The following is a 14,264-nucleotide window of genomic DNA, read 5'->3' on the forward strand; positions in this document are numbered from 1 at the left end:
GCTTACGCGGGCCAGTTCCTCGGCCGGCGCGGACGGAATATTTCCAGTTGACTTGGTATGACAGGCCAGTCGGCCTGGAGTCTCACCCGACAGGGCCAACCTGTCCTTTTCTTCCACCCACCTTGCAGCCTCGGGGCCTGGCCCCTGGGGCCGGTGCTCTCAGGTTTGCAGACATGAACCTTTGGAGCACAAAATGAACTTCGAACAGATCAGCCGCGACGCCCTGGTGGCGGCGTTGTTGTCACCGACCGCTGCGACAGGAATCGATGGGGATGTCGGCACCGCGCCGATTGTCCGGGACGGCCTTCCACCGCGATGGAGACTGAAGCAAGCCGACCGAGATCAACTGCTCAGGCAACGGTTGAGCATCGCCCGGGAACTGCTCTTGCGGGACCTGGCAGCGCAAATGCACCGCGGGCCGGTGCTGGATTCACCGAGCACCCTGCGTGAATGGCTGCGGCTGCGCTGCGCGGGGCTGGAGCACGAGGTGTTTCTCGCGCTGTTCCTGGACACCCACCACCGCCTGTTGGTTGCCCAGGAGCTGTTCAGGGGCACCTTGACGCAGACGTCGGTCTACCCGCGCGAGCTGGTCAAGGAGGCGCTGAGGCACAACGCTGCCGCGCTGATCGTGGCGCACAACCACCCCAGCGGTCAGGCCGAACCCAGCCGGGCCGACGAGTACCTGACGCAGTCGCTCAAGACCGCGCTGGCGCTGGTGGATGTGCGGTTGCTGGATCACTTCGTGGTGGGGTGCGATGCCATCGTGTCGTTTGCGGAAAGGGGGATGGTTTGACCGTGACGCGTCTCGCGGGTGCGCCGTGCGCTGGTCCTGACAGACCAACACGGCGTCTTGCGAGATTCGGACCTTGCCCTTCCACCGCACCCTCACCGTTTCGAGCCGGGGAAAGGACCATTGCGCCTGCGCTCATCCCAACAGCAATGCACACAGCAGCAATCGCCTTCAGCGCGCCTCAGTCGGCGCCGTAACACACCAAGTCAGCCCCCGCAGCCCGGCCAGCAGGTGGCGCGTGAAAGATCCGGGCTAGGCTGGATCCGCTCGGAAAAAAATCTCTCGGTATTGTCTGTGGATCGCTACGTCTGAGCGGTCAGCGCCTGGTACCGGTCCCATGCTCTGGATGCTCCGTTTGCCCGGTTGCGATGCGAAGTGCCACTCGACATCGTCAGTCGCATCAGAGCGGTTGTCTCACCATGGCAGCCCGCATGCCCAACCGCCCTGCCGGCCTCGCGGCACGCCTGATCTGCGGTGGCAAGTCGATTGGCAAGCTACGCCAACCGTCAGTTATTGTGCCGAGACCCACTCGGGCACGGCCAGAAACAGATCCGCCTCCAGGCCGTAGTCGGCCACGGAGAAGATCGGGGCCTCTGGATCCTTGTTGATCGCCACGATCACCTTGCTGTCCTTCATGCCGGCCAGGTGCTGGATGGCACCCGAGATGCCGCAGGCCACGTACAGCTGCGGTGCAACGATCTTGCCGGTCTGGCCCACCTGCCAGTCGTTGGGGGCGTAGCCGGCGTCCACCGCGGCGCGGCTGGCACCCAGGGCGGCACCCAGCTTGTCGGCCAGCGGGGTCAGCACCGCGTTGAACTTCTCGCTCGAACCCATGGCGCGGCCACCGCTGACGATGATCTTTGCAGCGGTCAGCTCCGGGCGGTCCAGCTTGGCGATCTCGCTGCCCAGGTGCTGGCTCTTGCCACTGTCGACCACCGCGGCGATCAACTCGACCGCGGCGCTGCCACCGGAGGCGGGGGCGGCGTCGAAGCCGGTGGCTCGCACCGTGGCGACCTTGATCGCGTCGGCGCTCTGCACCGTGGCGATGGCGTTGCCGGCGTAGATCGGGCGCTCGAAGGTATCCGAACTGACGACCTTGATGATCTCGCTGATCTGGCCCACATTGAGCAGCGCGGCCACGCGCGGGGCAACGTTCTTGCCGCCGGCGGTGGCCGGAACGAAGATGTGGCTGTAGCCGGAGGCGATGGCGACGACCTGCGCGGCGACGTTCTCGGCCAGACCGTGGGCCAGGCTGTCGCCGTCGGCGTGCAGCACCTTGGCCACCCCGGCGATCTGCGCGGCGGCCGCAGCAGCGGAGCCGGCATTCTGGCCAGCCACCAGCACGTGCACCTCGCCCCCGCAGGCAGCGGCGGCGGTGACGGTGTTCAGGGTCGCTCCCTTGATCGACGCGTTGTCGTGTTCGGCAATGACGAGGACGCTCATGCTCAGATCACCTTGGCTTCGTTCTTCAGCTTGTTCACCAGCGTCGCAACGTCCGGCACCTTGACGCCAGCGCCGCGCTTGGCGGGCTCGGCGACCTTGAGGGTCTTGATCCGCGGGGCCACGTCCACGCCCAGGTCGGCGGGCTTGACGGTTTCCAGCGGCTTCTTCTTGGCCTTCATGATGTTGGGCAGCGTCACGTAACGCGGCTCATTCAGGCGCAGGTCGGTGGTGACGATGGCCGGCAGGCTCAGGCTCACGGTCTCAAAGCCGCCGTCGATTTCACGGGTAACCTTGGCACGGCCGTCAGCAATCTCGACCTTCGATGCGAAGGTGGCCTGCGGCAGGCCAGCCAGCGCGGCCAGCATCTGGCCGGTCTGGTTGCAGTCGTCGTCGATGGCTTGCTTGCCCAGGATCACCAGGCCCGGCTGCTCCTTGTCGACCAGGGCCTTGAGCAGCTTGGCCACGGCCAGGGGCTGCAATTCGTCCGCACACTCGACCAGGATGCCGCGGTCAGCGCCGATCGCCATCGCGGTGCGCAGGGTCTCCTGGCACTGCGTGACGCCGCAGGACACCGCGATCACTTCCGTGACGACGCCCTTCTCCTTCAACCGCACCGCCTCTTCCACGGCGATCTCATCGAAGGGGTTCATGCTCATCTTGACGTTGACCAGGTCGACGCCCGTGCCGTCGGGCTTGACCCGGGCCTTGACGTTGTAGTCGAGGACCCGCTTGACGGGGACGATAGCTTTCATGAGAGACAACCTTCTCGAATGGTTCGAAAGAATCGGAGTTCCCGGCCGAACGACTCGTCAGCCGGCCGGCATGTTCGCGGTGACCCATTGGCGCAAGTCGGCCTTGAGCACCTTGTTCGACGCGTTCACAGGCAGGCTGTCGAAGAAGCAGACTCGGCGCGGCACCTTGTAGTTGGCCATGTGCTCGCGCGCCCAGGCCACCAGGCTGGGTTCATCCAGCGATGCTCCGGCTCGCAACACCACGCAGGCACAGCCGACCTCGCCCATGCGCTCGTCGGGCAGGCCGATCACCGCCACCTGGGCGATCGCCGGGTGCGGGCTGAGCAGACGCTCGACCTCGGCCGGGTAGACGTTGAAGCCACCCACGATGTAGAGATCCTTGAGGCGGTCGGTGATGCGCAGGTAGCCTCGTTCGTCGAGCACACCCACGTCGCCGGTGTGCAGCCAGCCGTCTGCATCGATCGCCTCGCGCGTTGCCACATCGTCCTGGAAATAGCCCTGCATCACGTGGTAGCCGCGCAGCAGCACCTCGCCGGCTTCGCCCGGTGGCAGGGACTGGCCCTGCGGGTCGGCGCAACGCACCTCGGTGCCAGGCAGCGCCCGGCCGCAGGTGCTGGCGACGGTTTCCGCGCTGTCGGTCGGGTCGCACACGGTGGCACAACCGCCGCACTCCGTCAGGCCGTAGGCGGTGGTGACGCTGGCGATGCCGAGTTCCTCGCGCATGCGGCGGATCAGCACCGGGGGCACGCTGGCCGCGCCAGTGACCGAGGCACGCAGCGAGGACAGGTCGAAGTCCTTCAGCCGCGGATGCGCCAGCATGCTCAAGAACAGCGTGGGCGGCCCGGGCAGGAAGGAGATGCGGTCACGCTCGATGCGTGCGAGCACCCGCTCGGCGTCGAACACCTGTTCCGGGTAGACCGTAGCGCCACGGATGAAGGCCGCCACCCAGCCGGCCTTGTAGCCGAAACTGTGGAAGAAGGGGTTGACGATCAGGTAGTGGTCACCCTCGTTCAGCCCCACCACCTGCGCCCAGGTCACGAAGGCCCGCAGCGTGGGTCCGTGTGCGGCCATCACGCCCTTGGGCCGGCCGGTGGTTCCGGAGGTGAACATCAGGTCGGCCGTGCTGTTGGGGCCCAGAGCCTGCTCGCGCGCTCGAACCTCGCTGGCCGACACGCCGTTGGCCCGCGCCAGGAAGGCGGCCCAGGCCAGGTCAGTGGGCTCACCGGCCGCGGCATCAAAACCACCCCAGCTCACCACGTGCCGCAGCGTGGGCGGGCGCAGGCCCGCCAGCAGCGCCGGGTAGTGCTGGCCGAGGAAGTCGCCGATACAGAACAGCAGCACCGCGCCGCTGCGCGCCAGGATGTCCGCCGCCTCGCCACCCTTCATGCGGGTATTCAGCGGCACCAGCACCGCGCCGGCGGCGTGGATGCCGCAGGCGGCCTCGATCCACTCATGCCCGTTGGGCGCCCAGACCGCCACGCGGTCGCCCGCGGCCACCCCCAGCGCAATCAGCGCGCGGGCCACCGTCTGGCTGCGCCGCAGCATCTCGGCGTAGCTGACCACCTCGTCGCCGTCGACGATCGCCGGCCGCTCGGGATGGCTTGCCGCGGCCTGACGGATCAGTGCCGGCAGGGTGTCCGCAGTCATGTGGGTCGGTGCATCGGCCGATGCGGCAGGCAGGACGGCATTCGTCGGCGGGAACGCCGACGCGGAAACAGGATTCATGCATTCACTCCGGGAACTTGATGCGCAGCCGCTCGCTGGTCGGTACGGCCTGGCAGGCCAGGGTCCAGGCCTTGGCCAGGTCCTTCTTGTCCAGCGCCTCGTTGTGGCGCAGGTGCACGCTGCCCTCCTGCACCTGGCACATGCAGGCCGCGCAGAGGCCCGCCTGACAGGAATGGGGCGCTGCGATGCCGGCGCGCAGCGCGGCCTCCAGCAGCGTCTCGCTGCCAGAGCAGCGCAGGTGATGCACCTGTCCGTCCAAGCGCAGCTCGACCTGCGCTTCGTCGACGGCCGGGGCGGCAGCCGGCGCCGTCGCAGTGGCAACCATGGGGGCTTCGGCCCCGGTCGGCTCGTCGGGCAGCGAGACGAAACGTTCGACGTGGATGCGCTCGGGCGGGATCTCGATGGCCTGCAGCGCGGCCACCGCGGTGTCCATGAACGGGCCGGGGCCGCAGATGAAGGCCTGGGCCCCCCGCTGCCAGCGCGCCAGCTCGGCCAGTTCGGCCACCGAGGGCACGCCCTGCACCGAATCCAGCCAATGGATCACCAGCAGCCGCGCCGGGTGCGCAGCAGCCAGCGCCTTGAGCTCCTGGCGGAAGATCACCGAGCGCTCGTCGCGGTTGGCGTAGAGCAGCACGATGCGCCCGTGGCCCTGCGCCAGGGCCGAGCGCAGGATGGAGAACACCGGCGTGATGCCGCTGCCACCCGCCAGCAGCAGGAAGTCGCCCTCCAGCGTGGTCGGCGTGAACACCCCGGCCGGCGGCAGCACCTCGACCTGGTCGCCGGCCTTGAGCCGGTCGCAGATCCAGTTGGAGCCGCGTCCGCCGTTCACGCGCTTGACCGTCACCCGCAGCGCATCGTCCACACCTGGAGCACTGGACATCGAGTAGCAGCGCGGCAGGTGGCGCCCTTCCACCGGCAGCCGCAGGGTCAGGAACTGGCCGGGGCGGTATCGCCATACGGTGCCGGGTTCTGCGGATTGCGCGGGCATGTCAAAGACGAGCGACTTCGCATCGTGCGTCTCGTCCACCACCGCGCGCACGCGCAGCGAGTGCCAGCGCGACGGCTGGGCTGGGGTGGCGGCAGCATCGGCCATGTTCAGAGCCCCGTCCCGAGGATGGCGTTGTCGGCGTGCAGCTCGCTGCCACTGATCACACCGGACTCGTCCGAGGCCAGGAAGAGCACCAGCTGCGCAATGTGCTCGGGCGGGTAGGCGCGACCGCCCCGGTTGCGCTCGGGGTCGTGCAGCACCATCTCGCGCGTCACGCCGGGCGGCAGCGAGGCCTGCATCATCGGTGTGTAGATGCCGTCCGGGTGGATCGAGTTGGCGCGGATGCGGTAGCCTTTCCTGCGGCACAGCAGCGCAGTGGCACGGGTCAGCGCCGAGACGGCCGCCTTGGTGGCCCCGTAGCCGGCGTAGTTCTCGACCGGCAGCCAGGACGACACCGACGCCATGTTGACGATGGAGCCGCCCCCGGCCTTCATGGCGGCCACGCCCTGCTGGCAGCCGAGAAACACAGAATCTGCGTTCACCTCCATCAGCCGGCGGAAATCGGCGAGGGAGCCGGTCTCGATCGAACCCGGCAGCAGGATGCCGGCGTTGTTGACCAGCACGTTCAGCGCGCCGAAGCGCTGCTGCACCGCGTCCATGGCGGCGGCCCAGTCGGCCTCGCTGCTCACGTCGTGGCGCAGGAACATCGCGCGCTCACCCAGCTCGGCTACCAGCCGCTGGCCGGCGGCCTCGTTGAGGTCGCTGATCGCCACCCGCGCGCCTTCGGCATGCAGCAGTCGCACCGACGCCATGCCCACGCCGCTGGCACCGCCGGTGACCAGCGCGACCTTATCCTGTACCCGACCCATCGCTTGTCCTTGCTCCAATTCAATCGCTGCGGATCAGCCGATTGCAGCGGCCCGCCCAGCGCGCCGCCCGGAAAACACGCAGTCGGCCAACGAGAGGCCGCTCACATAGCGCGACGAGGGGAGTCCGATGGCCGTGCGCCCTGCGGCGTACAGCCCAGGGATGCCGCCACCGGAGGCGTCACGCACCTGCCCGGTCGTCTCGTCCACCACCAGCCCCCCAAGCGTCAGCACCGCCAGCGGGAACAGTGGCGAGCCGATCGAGATGTCCAGCGCCAGATACGGGCCGCGCACCATCTCGTGGCGCATGTCGGGTGATTTGCCCATGGGATCGTCGCGCTCGCCGCGCGCAGCGGCGTTGGCCGCCTCGATGCTGGCTCGCAGCCGTTGCGGATCGGCGCCGATGCGCGCGGCCAACACCTCGGGCGTGGCCGCCTTCTTCGCCGCAAACAGCATCATCGCCAGCGCCGGCCCGGCCTGGAAACCCCACAACCCGCCGAACAGGCACTGGCGGATCGCCTGCCAGCGCAGCGCGCCATCCAGCAGCAACCAGCCGCGCCCACCCTGGTGCTCGACCAGCTCGTGGCCCAGCTTCTCGCCGTAGACCTGCTCGTTGCAGAAGCGCTCGCCCTGGGCATTGACCACCAGCCCCTTGGGCCATACCGACGGGGGCGTGATGAAGCGCCAGGCCGAAATGTTGTTCAAGCGATCGGCCGCAGCGCCCACGCTCTGTCCCAGGCGCAGGCCACTGCCGTCGCAGCCGGCACCACCCACCGGCCAGCCGCGCCGGGTGTGCGGTGCATGGGCCTGGATCAGTGCCGGGTTGTAGATGAAGCCTCCCGTGCACAGCAGCACAGCCCGGGTGGCTCGCACGAAGCGCGGCTGGGCACAGGCCTGTTCGACGCGTGCGGCCTCGCGCCGCAAGGCCGCTGCCTTGCCGGGACGCAGCGTGCGCCACCGGGCCACCTGGCGGTCCAGCTCGGCATGCCGGGCCGTGCGGGCATCACCCGGCGGCAGTTGCCACAGCTCCACGCCCAACACGCGGCCGGGCTGGCCGTCCCGGCCGCGCTCGCGCACCAGCCGGCGCACGGTGGCCTGGGTCAGCGTGCGCGCGCCCGACCGCAGCGTGGCGGCCTGCAATGCGGCATAGAGCGTCGCGCCCGACTGGCCCTGGGCCACTGCGCGGTGGCCGCGCGGCGCCGGCGGCCCGCACTCGCCCTGGCAGGCCGGCACCACCTCGTTGCCGGAGTAGTAGAGGTAGAAGCCGTCCGGCGGGTAGCTGGTCTTGTGCGGGGGCATCGCCGAGGCGAAGCGCACACCCTGTGCCTCCAGCCACTGCAGGTTGGCCACGCTGTCGGCGCAGAAGCGCTGCAGCGTGGCGTCGCTGACCACGCCCTGGGTCTCGTGCCGCAGGTACTCGGCCATCGCCTCGGGGCTGTCGGCAAAGCCGGCCTCGCGCTGCTGGGCGGTGCCGCCCCCGGCGTAGACCACCCCGCCGGACAGCGCGCTCGCGCCGCCACCGTTGAAGCGGTCGATCACCAGCACGTCGGCGCCCGCACTGCGCGCCTCGATGGCCGCACAGGCGCCAGCGGCGCCCCAGCCAATCACCAGGATCTCGGCACGCTCGCTCCAATCGACTGCGGTGGCGTCCTCGACTTCCAGCGCCGGCTCGATCGGCGTGACCGTGGAGGTGCGAGGCGCGGCCCCGGCTGCCTGGCTCACGCCGCAGACTCCAGCAGGTCGGTGCGCTCCAGCGCCATCGGCTGGCCGCAGATCTCGGCGATCGCCCGGTAGGCGAAGGTCATCGCCGGGCCCAGCGTCGAACCCGCACCCGGGTAGGCCGGGCCCATCACCGAGGCACTGTTGTTGCCCACGCAATACAGCCCCGGGATGACCTGGCCGCCCGAATCGAGCACCCTTGCCTCGCGGTCGGTCAATAGCCCGCCCTTGGTGCCGATGTCACCCGGCCAGAGCTTCATGGCGTAGAAAGGCCCCTTGGCGATGGGCGCCAGGTTGGGATTGGGGTGGACGTTGACGTCACCGTAGTAGCGGTCGAAGACATTGCCGCCGCGATCGAAATCGAGGTCCTTGCCCGTGCGGGCAAACTCGCTCATGCGCGCCGCGCTGGCAGCGAGGCCCTGCGCATCCACGCCGATCCGGCCGGCCAGTTCGGCCAGTGTCTCGCCCTTCCACACCACCTGGTCCCACCAACTCTTGCGCACCTTGGCATCGGGCACGGCGGCCGAGGGCATCAGCGGGCCGATGGGATATTTGGCACGGAAGTCGGCGTCGAACACGATCCAGGCCGGGATCGCCCCGCCGGTGGCCGCGTGGTTGGCAAACATCGCCTGCTGGAACTCCGGGTAGGGCCCGGATTCATTGAGGAAACGCTCGCCGCGCGCGTTCACCACCATGCAGCCGGGCATGGAGCGCTCGACGAACATCGGGCGGTACTTCTCCTCCTTGGGCACCAGCAGGGTCGGCACCCCCCAGGTCAGGCCCATCAGGTGCAGGGCGCCGCCCACGGCGGCACCTGCCTGGATGGCGTCCCCCGTGTTGGCCCCGGGCGGGGTCGCGGTCCAGCCCTGGTCGGTCGGCTGCGGCAGATACTGCTCGCGCATCGCCTGGTTGCGCTCGAAGCCCCCCGCGGCGAGGATCACCGCACGGCGCGCGCTCAGGCGCTCTTCGCGCTGTTCGCGCCCATCCGCGCCGCCACGGCGCACGACCACACCCGCCACCCGCGCACCGTCCACGATGAGCGACTGCAGCGAGGTGTCGGTCCAGATCGGGATGTTGCGCTGGCGGGCGGCATGGAAGAGCCCGGCCATCAGCGCCTGGCCGCCGGTCAGGCGCCGGTCGCGACGACTCTTGAGCCGCCAGGGATAGTCGACGAAGTAGCGCAGCATGATCTTCGCCAGCACCCAGTTGGCGCGGGGCTCCTTGGCCAGCATGGTGCGGGCGTCGAAGGCATTGATGTTCATGCGCCCGAAGATCAGCTGCCCCGGGTTGGTGGGCCGCACCTGCTCCAGCGCCTGCGGACCGAGCTTGGCGGCGTTGAAATCCACCGGGTCCATGGTGCGACCACCCGGGCGGGCGCCCGGCAGCGTGGGGTAATAGTCGGCGTACAGCGGCATGCAGCGGTAGGCCACGCCGATCTGCCGCAGGTAGTCGGCCATCACCCGCGCGGTCTCAACGTAGGCCAGCACGCGGTCGTCGCTGGCCTCGCCGCGCGCACAGGTCCGCACGTAGCGGAAGGCATCCTCCAGCGAGTCCTGCACGCCCGCACGGGCCTGGTCGTGGTTGCAGGGGATCCAGATCCCGCCGCCCGACAGCGCGGAGGTGCCGCCGATCAGGCTGGTCTTCTCGATCACCAGTGGCTTCAGGCCCTGGTCGGCGGCCCGGATGGCGGCCAGCAGGGCCCCCGCGCCGGAACCGACCACGATCACATCGAACGTGACCGAGGCCACTCCGCTGCCGGTGCTGCTCACAGTGCTGCTCAAGGGGCTCTCCACGCCGCGGCGCTCAGATGTACGGGTCCATGTTGGGCAGGCCCAGCATCACCCCGCCGTGTGCACGCACGTAGGCATCGGTGTTGTTGGCGATGTGACCCCGTCCGGTGGCCATGTCGCGGAAGATGCGCTCGACCGGGTTGGTCTTGAAGGTACCCGAGGCCGCACAGGCGCGCATCAGCTCGTTGACCCGCTCGAAGCAGAGCTTGGGCACCGAGGCTGCCTGGGCGCGCTGCAGCAGGCGCTCCTCCACCGGCATGCGTTCGCCGGTCTTGGCACAGTGCACGATGCGCGCGTAGTTGCGGAACAGCACCAGCCGGAGCTGGTCGGTGGCCATCATGGCCTCGGTCACCGCCTGCTGCGAGTTGATGTCCTCGGCCATCTTGGTGCCGTGTTTGCCGATGTGCGAAGCCGCACGCTCGCGGAAGAACGCCACCGCACCGTCGAGGGCGCCGATGCAGGCACTCGACACCGCCCGCTGGAACACCTGCGTGAAGGGGATGCGGTACAGCCAGCCCGGGTTGGTCTGGCGGCCCGGGCAGCCGGCGTCGCTGTGGTCATTGGTGCGCTGGGTGCGGTGCTCGGGCACGAAGACGCCTTCGACCACGATGTCGTGGCTGCCCGTGCCGCGCAGGCCGATCACGTCCCAGTTCTCGATCACCGTGAAGTCCTTGCGCGGCAGCAGGAAGGTGGCGTGCTCCAGCGCGCCGCTGCCATCCTTCTTCGGCAGCAGGCCGCCCAGGAAGATCCACTCGCTGTGCTCCACCCCGGTGGAGAAGCTCCAGCGCCCGCTGAACTGGTATCCGCCTTCGACCGGCTCGGCCTTGCCGGTGGGCATGTAAGTCGAGGCGATTCGGGTGCCGGTGTCGCTGCTCCAGACGTCCTGCTGCGCCTGCTCCGGGAACAACGCGAGCTGCCAGGGGTGCACGCCAACCACGCCAAACATCCAGGCGGTGGACATGCAACCTTCGGCCAGGGCCATCTGCACGGTGTAGAACACGCGAGGGTCGAGCTCGTAGCCGCCCCAGCGACGCGGCTGCAGCACCCGGAACAGGCCGGCGGCATCGATCTCCGCCACCGTCTCGCGGGTCACGCGGCCCTCGCGGTCGGCCTGGAAGGCCCGTTCAGCCAGCCGGGGCGCCAGTGCCCGGGCTCGGTCGATCAGCTCGATCGCTTCGGGCGTCAGATAGTCGTCGTGGGGGGCAGTCATGCTCGGTCTCCGGGTGCCGCGACTGGGGCGCGTGGTCGTTGCGTGGACAAGGCGCAACGGCGCCCTGCGACGGACGAATGCTCCCTTCACGGGGCCTGCGATTCATCGTCCGATCGGACTAACGGTGCGGCAGCCGAATGCCCCTTCCAAGGCCGGCCAGCCGCCCGCTCGAGCCGGCACAGACCAGACGCCCCCGACAGCGCCGGCTAGTCCGTGTGGGGGATTCGCGCGGCGGCCCCGCCCGGCACCCTGCGGGCAACGTCCGAGGAGACCCTCATGAGCGAGCCCCGCACCGATTTCGACCCCCGCGACTTCCGCCGCGCACTGGGCATGTTCGCCACCGGCGTGACCATCGTCACCGCCCGGGCGCAGGATGGCACACCCGTAGGTGTGACCGCCAACAGCTTCAACTCGGTGTCGATCTCCCCGCCGTTGGTGCTGTGGAGCCTGGCCAAGAGCGCCCGCAGCCTGCCGGTGTTCAGCGGCGCGACGCATTGGAACGTGCACATCCTCTCCGAGCAGCAGGAGACGCTGTCCAACCACTTCGCCCGCGCTGGCGAGGACAAGTTCGGCGGCCTGTCGCTCGACGACAGCCTGAGCACTGCCCCGCTGCTGCCCGACTGCAGCGCACGCTTCCAGTGCCGCACCATGTTCCAGTACGAGGGCGGTGACCACGTCATCTTCGTCGGCGAGGTGGTGGACTACGACCGCAGCGAGCGGGCCCCGCTGCTCTACGTCACCGGCGGCTACGCGCTCGCCGCTCGCAAGGCGGCGGCCGTGTCCACCGAGGCGGCCGCCACACCGAGTTCCGCGCTGTTCTCCGAGGAACTGCTGGGGTACCTGCTGGGGCGGGCGCACTACCAGTTCGTCGCAGGGTTTCGCGCCACGCTCAACGAACGTGGCCTGAGCGATGCCGACTTCTTCGTGCTCTCCACCCTCAGCGTGCGCGAACCGCTCAGCGCCGAAGAGATCGCCAGCCACGTGGCCTACACCGCGATCGACGTCGGTGCGGTGCTGCTGCGCTCGCTCTGTGACCGTGGCCTGCTGCGGCTCACCGACACCCCGCAGCCTGGCTACTCGCTCACGGGCGCCGGGCGCGACGCCATTCTGCACGTGCTGGCAGCGGCGAAGTCGGTAGAGGCTGGCGCCGGCGCGCAGATCGGCGAGATGGAGTCGACCATGCTACGCAACCTGCTCAAGCGCCTGATCTCGGCCACCGACCCCGGCCTGCCGAAGCTCTGGACCGCCAGCCAGCCATGACGCGCCCCGCCGCCGCTGCGCCGTGCGGCAGCCCTTGACCCTCGTCCGCCACCCTCCCCACCACAGACAGACCTTGACCATGGACTCTTCTTCCCCGATCCCCGTGGGCCATTTTGTCGACATCGGCGAAATTGCTGGCGCCCCACAACGTGTCCACTACCACGACCAGGGCAAAGGCGAGGTCGTCATCTTCCTGCACGGCGCCGGTGGCGGCGCCAGCGGCTACAGCAACTTCAAGGGCAACTACCCGGTGTTCGCCGAGGCTGGCTTTCGCAGCATCGTGCCCGACCTGCTCGGTTACGGCCTGTCCAGCAAGACCGAAACGCCCACCGAGTACCACCTCGACTTCTTCGTCTCCGGCGTCAAGGGGCTGGTGGATCAACTGGGGCTGAAGAACGTCACGCTGCTGGGCAACTCGCTGGGCGGCGCAGTGGCGCTGGGCTACGCTGCAGCATCCGGCCGACGTCAAGCGCCTGATCCTGATGGCGCCGGGTGGCGTCGAGGAGTTCGAGACCTACATGGCCATGCCCGGCATCGCCAACATGTTCGCTGTCTACCAGTCGGGCAAAACCGGCCCCGAGGCCATGCGCTCGGTGATGGAAAAGCAGCTCTGGGATCCCTCGCTGCTGACCGACGAGATCATCAACGAGCGCGCGCCGATCGCCGCCACCCAGACCGCCGCCTCGCGCCAGCGCCTGTACGTGCCCAACATGACGGCCGACCTGCACAGGCTGCAGTGCCCAGTCTTCGGCTTCTGGGGCGTCAACGACCAGTTCAACCCGGTCGGCGGTGCGATGAAGCTGGTGGACAACTGCCCGCAGGCCCGCATCGTGCTGGTCAACCGCTGCGGCCACTGGGTCCAGGTGGAGCATCGCGACATGTTCAACCGCGCCTGCATCGACTTCCTCAAGAACGGCTGACACCGGCATGGACGCTGCACTGATCCAACAACTCGGTGAGGAACTGTTCGATGCGCTGCGCGCACGCCGCACCCTCGCGCCGCTGACCGAGCGCCACCCTGGCATCACCATCGGCGACGCTTATCGAATCTCGCTGCGCTTTCTGGCCTGCCGGGAGGCGCAGGGTGAGCGGGTGATCGGCAAGAAGATCGGTGTCACCTCCAAGCCGGTGCAGGACATGCTGGGCGTGTTCCAGCCCGACTTCGGCTTTCTCACCGATGCGATGCATGTGGACGACGGCGCCACCGTCTCGCTGAGCGGCTCGGGCCTGATCCAGCCGCGCGCCGAAGGCGAGATCGCCTTCATGCTCAAGTCTGACCTGCAGGGCCCGGGCGTCACGCGCGCGGACGTGCTCGCCGCCACCGCCTGGGTGGCACCCTGCTTCGAGATCGTCGACTCGCGCATCGACAACTGGAAGATCCGCATCCAGGACACAGTGGCCGACAACGCCTCCTGCGGCGTCTTCGTGATCGGCGCGAAACACACCGACCCGCGCGCGCTGGATCTGGCGGCCGCCTCCATGCAGATGTCGAAGAACGGGGCACCCGCCGGCGCAGGCCTGGGCTCGGCCGTGCAGGGGCACCCAGCAGAAGCCGTCGCCTGGCTCGCCAATACCCTGGGCGCCTTAGGCATTCCCTTCAAGGCGGGCGAAATCATCCTGTCCGGATCCTTGGCACCGCTGGTGCCGGCTGTGGCCGGCGACCGCTTCACGATGCAGATCGGGGGCCTGGGTGGCTGCTCGATCGCCTTCAGCGAGTGAGA

General features: G+C 68.9%; 12 protein-coding genes. 4 read left to right on the forward strand and 8 right to left on the reverse strand.

Annotation, left to right across the window (positions count from 1 at the left end):
• Positions 1–193: 193 nt before the first annotated feature.
• The gene (gene radC / locus NGK70_RS15900; RefSeq protein WP_251969486.1) at positions 194–793 is read left to right on the forward strand and encodes a RadC family protein; all 600 of its coding nucleotides are present in this window, start codon (positions 194–196) and stop codon (positions 791–793) included.
• A 507-nt stretch (positions 794–1,300) separates the two neighbouring features.
• Here the strand turns inward: radC and NGK70_RS15905 are convergent.
• From NGK70_RS15905 to NGK70_RS15940, 8 genes are all read right to left on the reverse strand, one after another.
• Entirely contained in the window at positions 1,301–2,233 is a 933-nt protein-coding gene (locus NGK70_RS15905; RefSeq protein WP_251969487.1) for an electron transfer flavoprotein subunit alpha/FixB family protein, read from the reverse strand.
• Between the two features lie 2 nt (positions 2,234–2,235).
• Positions 2,236–2,985 (reverse strand): electron transfer flavoprotein subunit beta/FixA family protein, encoded by a 750-nt coding sequence (locus NGK70_RS15910; RefSeq protein ID WP_251969488.1) that lies wholly within the window; start codon positions 2,983–2,985, stop codon positions 2,236–2,238.
• Positions 2,986–3,042: 57 nt separating this feature from the next.
• Complete coding sequence (locus tag NGK70_RS15915; RefSeq protein WP_251973802.1) at positions 3,043–4,632, reverse strand: FadD3 family acyl-CoA ligase; 1,590 nt, start codon at positions 4,630–4,632, stop codon at positions 3,043–3,045.
• A gap of 82 nt (positions 4,633–4,714) precedes the next feature.
• Entirely contained in the window at positions 4,715–5,803 is a 1,089-nt protein-coding gene (locus NGK70_RS15920; RefSeq protein WP_251969489.1) for a ferredoxin--NADP reductase, read from the reverse strand.
• A gap of 2 nt (positions 5,804–5,805) precedes the next feature.
• Complete coding sequence (locus NGK70_RS15925; RefSeq protein WP_251969490.1) at positions 5,806–6,567, reverse strand: SDR family oxidoreductase; 762 nt, start codon at positions 6,565–6,567, stop codon at positions 5,806–5,808.
• A gap of 33 nt (positions 6,568–6,600) precedes the next feature.
• Entirely contained in the window at positions 6,601–8,286 is a 1,686-nt protein-coding gene (locus NGK70_RS15930; protein ID WP_251969491.1) for an FAD-binding protein, read from the reverse strand.
• A complete protein-coding gene (locus NGK70_RS15935) occupies positions 8,283–10,031 on the reverse strand; it encodes an FAD-dependent oxidoreductase (protein WP_428985619.1) in 1,749 nt (582 codons plus the stop codon). The genes NGK70_RS15930 and NGK70_RS15935 overlap by 4 nt, the downstream gene beginning before the upstream one ends.
• A gap of 55 nt (positions 10,032–10,086) precedes the next feature.
• On the reverse strand, positions 10,087–11,283 hold the full coding sequence (locus NGK70_RS15940; RefSeq protein ID WP_251969493.1) for an acyl-CoA dehydrogenase family protein: 1,197 nt from the start codon (positions 11,281–11,283) through the stop codon (positions 10,087–10,089).
• Between the two features lie 276 nt (positions 11,284–11,559).
• On the opposite strand from NGK70_RS15940, the gene NGK70_RS15945 reads away from it, so the two are divergent.
• The 3 genes from NGK70_RS15945 to NGK70_RS15960 all read left to right on the forward strand — a co-directional run bounded on the left by NGK70_RS15945 (position 11,560) and on the right by NGK70_RS15960 (position 14,262).
• Entirely contained in the window at positions 11,560–12,543 is a 984-nt protein-coding gene (locus NGK70_RS15945) for a flavin reductase (protein WP_251969494.1), read from the forward strand.
• A 79-nt stretch (positions 12,544–12,622) separates the two neighbouring features.
• Entirely contained in the window at positions 12,623–13,486 is an 864-nt protein-coding gene (locus NGK70_RS26655; protein ID WP_428985523.1) for an alpha/beta fold hydrolase, read from the forward strand.
• A complete protein-coding gene (locus tag NGK70_RS15960; RefSeq protein WP_251969495.1) occupies positions 13,471–14,262 on the forward strand; it encodes a fumarylacetoacetate hydrolase family protein in 792 nt (263 codons plus the stop codon). Before NGK70_RS26655 ends, NGK70_RS15960 begins: the two co-directional genes overlap by 16 nt.
• Positions 14,263–14,264 lie beyond the last annotated feature (2 nt).

It is taken from the genome of Sphaerotilus microaerophilus (assembly GCF_023734135.1).
GTDB classification, from domain to species: domain Bacteria; phylum Pseudomonadota; class Gammaproteobacteria; order Burkholderiales; family Burkholderiaceae_C; genus Sphaerotilus; species Sphaerotilus microaerophilus.